Origin of the sequence: Rhizobium sp. R634 (genome assembly GCF_002211305.1) — a bacterium.
Classification (GTDB): Bacteria; Pseudomonadota; Alphaproteobacteria; order Rhizobiales; family Rhizobiaceae; genus Rhizobium.
Map to the genome: position 1 here is coordinate 1 of NZ_LOKW01000005.1, position 11582 is coordinate 11582.

Sequence of the window (11582 nt, forward strand, 5' to 3'; positions counted from 1 at the left end):
GCAACCAAACAAATAGCCCGCCTCGTGCGGGCTTTTTGTTTGGTAACGGGTCGAGGAGTGAACGCCTCTTCAGGGGCCCGCAAGGAGGCAAAGCCGACGAAGCGGGACAGAAAACCTCCAAATCCTGCCCCCGCAACCAATCCTTTCCCTTCCCTAATATCTCCGAAAATAAAGACAGCAGTTATCGCGGGCGTGAAAGCTTCGCTTCCACTGGCGATGGTAGCTCCTCGTCCTGCGGACCATAACCTGAAGGGTGAGCGTAGCGAACGCGGCAAAGCCTGAACCCGCAACCAAACAAATAGCCCGCCACACAGCGGGCTTTTGGCGTTATTGGATACCAACTTGCAGTCCTCCCAGCGCCTCAAGAACCCATCGTGAGCGAAGCCAGGCGGCAAGATGACCGCGGGGAAATTCGACGGCTGTTCCTGGCCTCACTGAAGACATTTTGTTTTGCCCGTGTTGCGTGTGCGATTTGCGCGGGGACGGTGGCGAGGGGCTGTCGATGAAGTTGAGGCCGTTGATATTTATCGTCGGAGCGGGGGCGGCGGCGATTGGGGGGATTGCTATTCTCGGCGGCGGCGCTGAGCCGCCGCTGCCTGCCGATGTGAAGGCAGATGCCGTTCTCATCGACAAGACGAGCCATAGCCTGACGCTGTTCAGCGGCGGACAGGCGCTGCGAACCTATGCGGTTTCGCTGGGGCGTGGCGGCCCTGAGGCGAAGACGCGGGAGGGGGACAACAGGACGCCGGAGGGCAATTACCGGATCGATGGGCGCAATCCGCGCAGCGCCTTCCACCTCTCTCTTCACATCAGCTATCCCGATGCCCGGGATGTTGCCGCTGCTGCGGCGCGGGGCGAGAAGCCCGGCAGCGACATCATGATCCACGGCATCCGCAACGGTCTTGGCTGGGTCGGCACTTTCCACCGCTGGGTGGACTGGACGGCCGGCTGCGTTGCCATCACCAATGTCGAGATGGAAGAGATCTGGCGGGTGGTGCCGGACGGTACGCCCGTTGAAATCAAGGGGTAAGCGCCGATGATAGCGGCGAGCTTGTCCGGCACGGGTTCCCACGCCTGCCGGACAGTACGCGGCCGATCTCAGTTTTTTAGGGCAAAGGCGAGAACGTAGTCTCCGACATCCTTTGAATAGGGCGCCCCGCCGACTGAAATCACGACATATTGCTTGCCTGTCTTCGGCGAGACGTAGGTCATCGGTGTCGCGCTCGAGCCGACGGGTAGGGGATATTTCCAGAGCTCCGAACCGTTCTCGGCATCATAGGCGCGGATGTAATAATCCTGGAAGCCGGCGAAGAAGACAACGCCGCCGGCGGTTGCCGATGTGCCGGCATAACTCGGCAGGCCCATCGGCATCGGCAGATTGGTCTTGATCTTGAACGGTCCGAGCTCTTCGGCGGTCCCGGCCGGAACCTGCCATGCGATCTTGTGGGTGTTGAGATCGACGGCCGTCACCGTGCCGAACGGCGGTTGCGTGCAGGGGACGCGGAGCCTCGAGGTCCACATCTCGGTTTTCATGCCATAGGGTGTGCCGCGCTGCGGGGCGGAGGGGCCGTGGGCGGTCGTGGTCAAGGCAAAGTCGACATAGTCGTTGCGCGGAACGAGCGCGAAAATGCTCGGCACGCGGATATCGTTCAGGAAGACCCGGTTGTTGGGCAGGTCGACGGAGACGCTTCCCCAGTTGAGACCGCCCAGATTTCCGGGCTGCTGGATCGTCGGTTGGATGCCGATCGGGGTGAAATCGCCGTCGTAGCGCATCTTTCGATAGGCGATGCGGCAGGCCAACTGGTCGAACATCGTCAGGCCCCAGGCCGTCTGTTCGGTCACGCGCTCCGCGCCGATCGTCGGCATGCCGACGGAATAGGGTTGGGTCGGAGACAGTTTTTCATCCGGCGCGCCTCCTTGCTGCGGCACCGGCTTCTCCTGGACCTCGGCAAGCGGGGCGCCGGTCTGGCGGTTGAGCAGAAACAGTTGCCCTCGCTTGGTGGTCTGCAAGAGGGCGGGCACCGTGCCGCCATTGCCGTCCGGCAGGTCGATCAGAGCCGGTTGGGCCGGCAGGTCATAGTCCCAGATATCGTGATGCACGGTCTGGAATTTCCACCGTTCCCGGCCCGTCGTCACATCGAGCGCAACCAGGGTCGCGTTATATTGGTCGGCGAAAGCGGGGCGATTGACGCCGTAATAATCCGGCGTGGTGTTGCCGAGCGGCGCATAGATGAGGCCGAGCTTGTCGTCGAAGGCGGCCGTGGTCCACATGTTGGGGGTGGCCCGCGTGTAGGTTTGGCCCTCGGGCGGAAGCTTGGTGATCTCAGGGTTGCCGAGATCCCACGCCCATTCGAGCTCGCCGGTGACGACGTTGAAGGCGCGGATGACGCCGGAGGGCTCGCCGACCTCCTGATTGTCGGTGACCCAGCCGCCGATGACGATCAGATCGCGGGCGATCAGCGGCGCCGATGTCTGGAAATAATAGCCTGTCTTGACCTCGCCCATGCCCTGGGAAAGCTGAACGGTGCCATTGTCACCGAAGCCCCTGCACGGCGCTCCGGTTCTGCTGTCTATCTCCAGCAGGCGGGCATCGATCGTCGTCTGCACCAGGCGCTCGTTGCAGAGACCGTCGGCCGATTGAGCCTCCGCCGGCATCTTATAGTAACCGAGGCCGCGGCAGCGCTGCCAATAGGGCGCCGCCGCCTTGGGATCGAAGGTCCAGCGTGGCCTGCCGGTATCCGCATCGAGCGCTGCAATCACGTTGGTCGGCGTGCAGGTGTAAACAGTATCGCCGATCTGCAGCGGCGTGTTCTGATCGGCGCCCTCGCTCTTTCCGGTGCGAGAGGTCCAGGCGAGATCCAGCGTGGAAACATTGGCGCGGTTGATCTGATCGAAGGGAGAGTAGCGATCTCCTGCCGTGGTGCGGCCGTAGGATGTCCAGTCAGCCGGCGCATTGTCGCCCGTGGCGGTCTTATAGGCGGGAATGTCGACCGAAGGGCGAATGACCCCATGCGGCGTGAAAGCGAGGCTGAAACCGCCGACGAACAGGATTGCTGCGACCAGTGCGCCGCCATAGGAGAGCCTGCGACTGACCGTCGGGCAAAGCGACGGGGCAAAGAGAAGCGCAAAGCCTGCCAGCGCCAGAGGGGACATCAGCCGCGCGAAGAGCGCCCAGAAATTGAAGCCGGACTCCCACAGCGCCCAGGGAACGGTGAAAATGGCGACAAGCAGGACGATCAGGCTGCCCGAAGCCTTCCGGCGCCACAGCAGCAAGGCGCCAGCCAGATAGGCAAGGCCGGCGAGTGCGTAATAGGGCGAGCCGCCGAGGCTGAGCAGCCAGATGCCGGCCCCCGCCAATCCCAATCCGATAAAGGCGAGAACACTACAGAAAAGCATGGCAAGAAATTTCATGGATCTCCTCATCCAATGTGCTGTCCGATCGCCAGTTCTCATCTCCAGCTTCGTTTCGGGAGGGCCGCTCGTCCAATTTTTAACTGATGTACCTCTGGTCACTGACACGTGCCGCCGAGCCGGCAATGATGCCGCAGTCGTTCTGCGGCAGCAGCCTGCCAATCCAATTGCGTCGATACTTCTGAAAGGGGCACAGATGTTTCTCGGGGAAAAGCTTGATCTGGCGAACGGGCGTCCGACAGGATTCGACTACATGCGATTACTGTTAGCTTTTTCAGTGCTTTGGATACATACGGCGCGCGTCACATATGGCGATGACCTGTTTCTCTGGGAGTCGCCCTTCAGACCCTTCATCAAATCAGTGCTGCCCATGTTCTTTGTCCTGAGCGGGTTCCTGGTGGCTGGCAGTCTTGAACGATCGAAGACATTGATTTCCTTCCTGGGCAACCGGTTTATCCGGATCTATCCGGCTCTTACGGTAGAGGTATTGCTGGCTGCCTTTATACTCGGAGCGATCTATACAGAGTATGACCTGAGTGACTACTTCACCGATCCGCAGTTCTTTACCTATCTGATGAATGTCACTGGCCATATTCACTTCAATCTTCCGGGCGTGTTCCTCGACAATCCCGACGCCGCGATGGTGAACGGACAGCTCTGGACGGTGCCTTTCGAGCTCGAATGCTACATCGTGATCGCCGCGCTCTTCCTGCTCGGCGTCGTCAGGCGGCGCGTGATTGCCCTCATCGTAACGCCGGCGCTGATCATAGCCTTCGCTCTCGCCCGCTACTGGAAGCACGGCAGCGGCTGGGCCGATATGCCCACCACTGCATCGGGCAATCTCCTCATTTGCGCTTTTCTCGTCGGGGTGACCTTTTATCTCTACAGGGATAGGGTTCTCTGGGATGTCAGGATATTCCTGGCCTCTGTGGCACTCATCCTCGGCGCTTACTGGTTCACATCCCTAGGGGATTTCGTTGCCATTCCCGCCATGGGATATGTCACGGTCTTCCTCGGCCTGACATCGCCCGCCAAACTCGGCATCCTGCGCGGGGCCGATTATTCCTACGGCGTCTTCCTCTATGGCTATCCGATCCAGCAGGCCTTCGTGGCACTCGGGCCTTGGGCGCATAATTGGTGGCTGAACGGCATCGTCTGCAGCGTCATTGCCACCGGCTTTGCCGCCGTTTCGTGGAGATACATCGAAAAGCCGGCATTGAAATTGCGCAAACAGGTGACCTGGCTCGAAAACCTTCGGCTGCAATACGGCACGAAACGGGAATTGGCCGGCGCGATCTCGAAATAGGTTCCCCGGTACCGCCGCCAACTTCATCGCAATTGTCAGAGATCAGCAGGGCTCGCCATCACGGCGAGCCCTGTTTCGTTGCGCTTGGATGATTGCACAGATGAGGTTCTCTCAGCAGGCAGATCTGCCGGTTGGGAATGCTGAGGACGTCTTCTCGGGATGAATAGTCGACTATCTCAAAGGTGGTTTGATCGACCTGTTCATTCGGCTTAGCAATATTTTAACAATAACCGATAAAATACTTTGATCGAACTTCGTTTCGACTTTGGCTTTTTGTCGTGCCGTTGAGGGCTGGCGGAAGCTTGAAGGAGGCGTGAAGAGAGGGGTAACAATGCTGAAGAGCGCGCTTATCGTGGTCGCCGTCTCCATTGCCGCCGGAGCGACCATTCGCGCCTGGGCTTTCGCAATTTTTGCATTTTTTCTAATGGCTGCCTTCGGCGTCGTGATCCTGCTGAAGGGCTCTTCGCTGACGGAAGGGATCGTTTCCTCCCTCAAGCTGCTTGTGCTGATGGAGATCTGCTATCTCGCGGGCCTCTTCGCCTTCTCCCTTTGGGGGCATAGTCAAAGGCGCCGGAAAAAGAACGCCATTGCCGACCGTTCGCATGCGACAGGCAAACGTCCGCACGGGTAGGGCCATCTCACCTATACGATAAGCGAGCTGGTCTTGCGGGACATTTTTTCAGGAGTCCAGCCTCGGCAATAGAGCGTGCCGGGAGATGAGGGCGGAAAGGGTCTTTCCCAGGATCACGAAATCCCAGGCGAGCGTCCAGTTGGACAGGTATTCGATATCGAGGGAAAGCCCGTTCTGGTAGCTGGGTTCGCCGCGCCCGCCGGTCTGCCAATGGCCGGTCAGGCCAGGACGGAGCGACATATAGGCATAGGCATGTTCGCCATACCGTAGCAGTTCTTCCCCAGTGACGGCGCGGGGGCCGACCAGGCTCATTCGACCCAGCAACACATTGATCAATTGCGGAAGCTTATCGAGGCTCGATCTCCTCAGGATATCGCCGACGATGGTGACATGCGGGTTTGGCGTCGCGTCGGCTCTTGTCGTGCGAAACTTGAGGCAACAGAACTCTCTTCCCTTATAACCAACCCGAAGATGGCGATTGAAAACAGGCCCGCCGTCACTTAGCGTGACGATAATTGCCGCCAACAGAAACAACGGCGCCAGAAGTAACAAGAGGCTAGCCGCAACGACGATGTCCAATGCGCGCTTCAGAATTCTGCTGATCGTATGGGATTGTGACGAGTTGGGGGCCTTGGCAAAGTCCCGCCAAGGTTCGCTGGCATCGATCCCCTGATTTTTTCCCGCCATCCGTGTCTCCGTTACATATTCGCAGAAAGCACAGCCAAAGCTTGTTTTAATGCAGATATCATGTCTGTGACCATGGTCATATCCTATGGTAAATTCTTCGCTCATAAAAGTAATCAATTGGATATTTAAAGTATTGCCTATGGCATGCGAAGCGACTTGCGGATATTCCTGGGTGCTTTTCGTTTGTTAAGGTTACTTAGAGGACATTGTTGGATCGAATGTTATCGCTAGCTGGTCGATAGGAATTGTATAAATTGTCGCGCCGCCTTCTACGGTTTTCCTGTAGATAGAATTCGATTCGGTTATTATTATATATAAATATGAGCAATCGTCATTTTTATGTATAGTTTCAGCACGGGAACTTTATCTTATTATTGTTTGACTTTGCAATCTAACCGATTAGGAATGTCGCTGCTGAAAATAAATTAAGTAGTCTGCGTGAGGTTGCGCGTATGGACGGGGTAATTAATATCAGAGCAGACAGGACTGGCGGGAGCGCGGCGCGTATAGGCGAAGCGGTTACTTCAGGAGCTGGACGTATCGAATACGGCGGCAGGGCCGATCTGGATCACGAATTCCCGTTTTGCCGGACAAGTGTTCGGAAGTTTCGCCGAGGCGAAGTTATTGCCGGCGCCGGCGTCCTCATCGATATGTTCGCCCGCGTCCAGCGCGGAATGGTGAGTGCAAGCACGCCGCTTCCCGATGGGCGCGAGTTCATCGTCGAGATCATTCCGAAGGGCGGGTTGATCGGCGAACTGGAAGTGTTGCGCAAACAGTCGCTCAGCCTCGAATATAGAGCCTCTTCGGATTGCGAGCTGCATTTCTTCGACGGCCGCCTGCTCAGGGAATTGTGTGCCAACGACCAGCAATTTCAGGTGAAGATCCTGTCGAAGGCGCTGGCTCGAGCTTCCGAACTCGAACTGCGTCTCATTTCCAACGCCGGCTCCAGCCTGAAGCAGAGACTGGCCCGGACGCTGCTGCGTCTTTCCGCCGTTTACAAAACGGAGGCGGGCAATAGCGGCGACGAGCTCTTGATTTCCCAAAATGATCTCGCCGCGACGCTGCCGGCGTCGCGTGAAAAGGTCAATCAGTGCCTGAGGCGCTTGCGCGAGAGCAAGGTGCTCGACGGGACGCAGGGTAAAATCCGAATTCTCAATCGCAAGGTGCTGGAAGCCTATGCCGAGGGTGCGGCTGCCTGAGGCGTTATTGCAGAATGAAGTAGCCGAAAAACCCTATACACCCGCCGTCCGGCGGGTTTCTTATGGAATGGATTGGAAACTTGCGTTGAAGAATTGCTTCAGACTTCGCTCTCCGAAGCATTCCTCCAGTATTTCCAGCCTTCGCCCTGGATCAATCCGTGATCGGACAGATCCTTCCAGCTTCTGTAGGTGCCGGTGTCGTCATACACGAAGTGATCCATCTCCTTGGCCGAGGAATAGACCGTATATTCTTCCGTATGCTGCGACCGGTGCGCGGCATCGGCGACCTTGTGCACGAAGGTCGACAGGAATTTGAAATGCAGGAGCGCGCCCGATACACCGGGCGCGCCGCGCATATCGCCCAGATTGAGGGCAAGCGGCCAGACCTGGTGCGACGACTTCAGAAACAGGCGTTCGCCATCCACATAGACCAACGGGATCTTGTTGAGGGCGGGGCCGTCCCAGATCCTGTCCTGGAAGTAGACGCGCCCGCGAACGCCGCCCTTGATCCATATCGTCCAGTTGCTCTCGTCGAAATGCGCGACATAGCCGGACCGGTCGAAAAGATTGCAGATCTCGAGCGGGTTCCGGCCGGGCTCGCATATGTTTTCGAGGACCGGATGGGGGCTGTACATGTCGATCATGACGGAACGGAGGGAATGGCCGCCCATGGAATCGATGTAAGTGGTCAATTGGTCGATCGGCCGGGTATCGCAATGCGGATAGACCAGAAACTCATCCGCATCGACATAGAGGACCCACTTGTCCCGGCAGTGGCGGTTGATGACTTCGTTGATCCAGTCGTTCCCGAATCTGGCCGCCTTGTAGGAGCCGTGGGCGGAAAGAAGAGAGACATCCTCGAAGCCGGAGAGCAACTCGATCGTGCCGTCGGTCGAGCCGTTGTCGATGCATATGAAGTGCTCGAAGCCGAGATCGCGGTAATATTGCAGGAAGAACGCCAGCCGGTGTCCCTCGTCGCGGATGACGCATATGACGACGTGGCGCGCCTGCTTGAGCCCGTTGCGCAGCAGGTCGTAGCGAAGCTGCCGGGCCTTAAGCGACCGGCGCAAGCGGGCTTTTACATAATGGGAGATGCTGGCGACGGAAGCCCTATAACCCATGGTCTCCCCCGAACATGCACGCCGCAAGGGCGCATTCTCCCTTTTTGCTCCCGGATGACGATCTGGGTTTATGCCCGTATCCACGCGGGAGGCGGCGATCCCGCGTTCCGCCCGATTAGGTCCGCTGACATCGCCAGGAGATTCGCCCTCCGTTGGATCGATCCGCTTCATCATACGATGTAATCACCGACCAGCAGGGTCTGGACGCGCGGATTGGGCTGCTCCCTTTGAACGGCGTGCTTCATGCGCGCCCGCATCGAGCGATATTTATAGAGTATTTTTCGGTCGAAACTTATTCCGCGGTAGAGGGCGTTGTAGATCGGGTGGGCTTTGCGCAGATCGACATAGACTTGGCTCTCCGTGTCGCTCCACGGGAAGAAGGTTCCATGCCATGGCTTCGGATGCGCCATGTAGTGGACGATCGACAAGGACGACATGTCCACCAGGTGGAGGAACTGCTTGGGAAAGTTCCAGCGGTTCGAGATCAGGATGAGCGCGGACCCGCAAACATAGTTCAATGCTCCCTGATCATGTTTGCCGTCGCAGGCTTCCGGATTTTTGGCAAAAAGCTCGAGCGCCTCCTGCCCGATCCAGCCGTTGCGATGGAATTTCAGGACACCGGCATTGAAATAATGGCTGTCCTTTCCCGTGGCGAGGAAATCATGGATGGCCGTATAATCGCGTGCGGCGAAAAACCGGCCTTCGGGCACGGCGGCGCTTTCGAATTCACCGAGATCGCTGACGATCTGGGTGTCGCCGTCGAGGTAGATGATCTGGGTATAGTGGGCCGGCAGCACCTCGCAGAGGACCAGCTTCGCCATCGTGCTGACACTGATGCGCCCCTGGAAATGCGCGCCGTCGAGCTTGCCGAGCGAAGCCTGCAGCGCTTCGGTGGCATCGATCAGTTCCACCCCGCTTGCCGCGAGCAGGCTCTTCAATTCGTCGAAATTCTCAAGGTATTCCGACATGAGAACGCAGACATCGCTCGCAAGGCTCGCAAATTTGCGGGCCTGAAGCGCCGACAGAATGGTCGGAAACGAATATTCGACGTCCGTGACGTAGACGATGCATTGGTTGTTCATGGCCTCACCCTTTCGATCGTCCGCAACCGCGAAGTCGAGGGAACAGTTGTTGATTGAGCCGATGGGGCTGTCGTAGGAAAGCCTGGTGCGGTATATACTGCCGCAATGCGGCCTGCGCGTCGGCCAACCCACGTCCGGCTGCTAATGGTTGTTTCATTGTTGAGATGGTCACCATGCAGAATGGCCTGCCTGCGATGAGGCTGTGTTTCGACATCTGGTCCCCTGGTGCGGCGATCCGGACCGGGATGCAGAGAGAAGGGATTTCGCGATGCTGATCACTGCGCTCATTGCCGCCGTGGTTTCGATAGTTGCCGGCGCTTCCATCCGCGCCTGGGCCTTCGTGATCTTTGCATTCATTGTGGCAATCGGCGTCGGCAGCGTGGTTTTCGCGGACGAGGCTTCCGTGCTTGCGGCACTGGGCTCCGCCATTGCGATCCTCGTGCTCATGGAAATCGGCTATCTCTCCGGCGTGTTTCTCTCGGGGCTCGTGCGCAGAAACGCCAGACTGCGCGAAAACAATTCCGTCGCAGACAGTGTTTCTGCCGCCAGCGAACGCCAGCAAGGCTGACGTCGGGACATCCTGCAACGTGCCGGGCTGCCTTTCAGGGACATCACGAAGGTTCTCAGCGGTTCTCATCGGGCTGAACCCATCGGCGCTCTCATAAGAGATGCCGATGCCTCCAGAGAGCGGCGGTTCGCGGCCGAGCGGGCCGTCCGATGCCGCGGGATGTAAGGTTTAGCCAGGCAGCCTGCGGCAAGCCCCGCAGTGGTGCTGAACAGCAGGCCGAGATCCGTGCCGCTGCCCGATATGGCCGCAGAGCCGATCTGCGCGATGGATGCCATGACCGCGGCGTTTCCGATCGCATGCGTCTCCCGATCGCCGAACTTGTATCGGCCGGACGCTCTTGCCAGACTGTAGACGAAGGCGACGAACAGGAGCGTGCCGGTCAAGCCGACATTGGACAGCAATGCTGCAATGAAGCTGGAGGCGCGGACGGTGCCGAGACCGGCGCCGAAAGTGGCGGTGTCGACGAATGCGATTAGCGCCAGCGTGTTCCAGGCGGTGCGTTCTTCGCCGGATTGCGATTGAAGCTTGTCCGATACGGTCGTGGCGAGGAGACCTGAAATGGCATCCCAGGCATCGGGGACGAGGCTGAGCGCGATGATGGCGCAGGGGATGAAGAACAGCGTGATCGCCAGGAAGGTGAGGTGCGGCGTCGCGGCCGGCCCTCCGATCAGCCGTTTCAGGCAGAACAGCATGAACATGCAGACGACGAAGGCGCCAGCGACATAGGCGGTTGTCGAGGTGCAAAGGACGATCGTCGGGACGATGAGGAGAGCTGCGAGCCCTGCCATGCGGCTTTCCACGCGTTCCAGCCAAAGCATGAGCGTGAAGGCGAAATAGGCCAGCGCGACGGCGCCGTAGATGCTCGCTTCGGGAAACGGGCCGACGATCCGCTTAAAGCCGTGGATCGCCTCGGCCGTGTGCATCGTGTAATTCGCGTTTCTGATGATGTCGAGCAGTTGGGACTGGCCGATCTGGAATGTTGCGATGTCGATCAGCGCGAAGGCGAAACATACGAGCGACGCGACGATCAGCTGTTGGGCGATGAAACGAGCGTATCCGAGCCGCGCAAACCCGGCGACGACGGCAAAGCAGGCGAGGTCGCCAAGGAGATAGACGGATTGGCTGAGATTGGACGAGCCAGGAGCCAGGGGCGCGGCCACCGTCGACATCATGCCCGAGGCGTCTCTGGCGGAGGAGTAGACGAGGGTCGCACCGGCAAAGATACGCGGCAGGAAGAAGGACGACACCACCGAGAACAGGATGTAGCAGGCGAACCAGAAGCCCGGTCCCGGATAGGCCAAAGTGGAAAGCGTCGCCTGCGTCTGAACCGGGCGCAGCAGGGCCGTCATGACGAGAAAGAGCACCAGAAGATGGCTCGGCTGAATGCTGCTGCCGCCAAGCGCGGGCAGTTGCAAAGCCGCTGCAGCTCCGAGCAGGCTCGATAGGCAAAGGGCCGTGATGGCAAAACGTGCGCCATGGAGCATGCTGAGCATGCCAAGCAGCAGAACGAGGAAGCCGATCGGTTCTATCGACATGCTTCAGATCCCGCGAGGCGAACGCCGCCAGTTGTCGTCGAT

Annotated in this window: 11 protein-coding genes; 5 read left to right on the forward strand and 6 right to left on the reverse strand. The window is 58.8% G+C overall.

The genetic code is table 11. The features are described from left to right. Window positions 1–341, reverse strand: a 341-nt coding sequence (locus ATY77_RS33060) for a hypothetical protein (protein WP_210199544.1), incomplete at its 3' end; no start/stop codon positions are given. A gap of 161 nt (window positions 342–502) precedes the next feature. On the opposite strand from ATY77_RS33060, the gene ATY77_RS08270 reads away from it, so the two are divergent. After that, window positions 503–1030, forward strand: coding sequence for a L,D-transpeptidase family protein (locus ATY77_RS08270; RefSeq protein WP_088686921.1), 528 nt, complete (start codon window positions 503–505; stop codon window positions 1028–1030). A 68-nt stretch (window positions 1031–1098) separates the two neighbouring features. Here the strand turns inward: ATY77_RS08270 and ATY77_RS08275 are convergent, their stop codons facing one another. Further along, window positions 1099–3411, reverse strand: a complete 2313-nt coding sequence (locus ATY77_RS08275; RefSeq protein WP_088686922.1) for a membrane-bound PQQ-dependent dehydrogenase, glucose/quinate/shikimate family — start codon at window positions 3409–3411, stop codon at window positions 1099–1101. A 196-nt stretch (window positions 3412–3607) separates the two neighbouring features. Here ATY77_RS08275 and ATY77_RS08280 point away from each other — a divergent pair, with 196 nt between their 5' ends. Next, window positions 3608–4717, forward strand: coding sequence for an acyltransferase (locus tag ATY77_RS08280; RefSeq protein ID WP_088686923.1), 1110 nt, complete (start codon window positions 3608–3610; stop codon window positions 4715–4717). Window positions 4718–5048: 331 nt separating this feature from the next. Next, window positions 5049–5348, forward strand: a complete 300-nt coding sequence (locus ATY77_RS08285) for a hypothetical protein (protein WP_088686924.1) — start codon at window positions 5049–5051, stop codon at window positions 5346–5348. Between the two features lie 48 nt (window positions 5349–5396). Here the strand turns inward: ATY77_RS08285 and ATY77_RS08290 are convergent, their stop codons facing one another. Next, a complete protein-coding gene (locus tag ATY77_RS08290) occupies window positions 5397–6035 on the reverse strand; it encodes a sugar transferase (RefSeq protein ID WP_088686925.1) in 639 nt (212 codons plus the stop codon). A 452-nt stretch (window positions 6036–6487) separates the two neighbouring features. Here ATY77_RS08290 and ATY77_RS08295 point away from each other — a divergent pair, with 452 nt between their 5' ends. Next, complete coding sequence (locus tag ATY77_RS08295) at window positions 6488–7234, forward strand: Crp/Fnr family transcriptional regulator (RefSeq protein WP_088686926.1); 747 nt, start codon at window positions 6488–6490, stop codon at window positions 7232–7234. A 98-nt stretch (window positions 7235–7332) separates the two neighbouring features. On the opposite strand, the gene ATY77_RS08300 is transcribed toward ATY77_RS08295, so the two are convergent. After that, window positions 7333–8355, reverse strand: coding sequence for a glycosyltransferase family 2 protein (locus tag ATY77_RS08300; RefSeq protein WP_088686927.1), 1023 nt, complete (start codon window positions 8353–8355; stop codon window positions 7333–7335). Window positions 8356–8525: 170 nt separating this feature from the next. Further along, window positions 8526–9437, reverse strand: coding sequence for a glycosyltransferase (locus tag ATY77_RS08305; protein ID WP_088672759.1), 912 nt, complete (start codon window positions 9435–9437; stop codon window positions 8526–8528). Between the two features lie 268 nt (window positions 9438–9705). Between ATY77_RS08305 and ATY77_RS08310 the strand changes: the two genes are divergently transcribed. After that, window positions 9706–10005, forward strand: coding sequence for a hypothetical protein (locus ATY77_RS08310; RefSeq protein ID WP_088672760.1), 300 nt, complete (start codon window positions 9706–9708; stop codon window positions 10003–10005). A gap of 65 nt (window positions 10006–10070) precedes the next feature. Here ATY77_RS08310 and ATY77_RS08315 read toward each other — a convergent pair whose 3' ends face one another. Continuing rightward, window positions 10071–11540 carry a hypothetical protein gene (locus ATY77_RS08315; protein ID WP_088686928.1) on the reverse strand — a complete coding sequence of 490 codons (1470 nt, stop codon included), beginning with the start codon at window positions 11538–11540 and terminating at the stop codon, window positions 10071–10073. Between the last annotated feature and the right edge of the window lie 42 nt (window positions 11541–11582).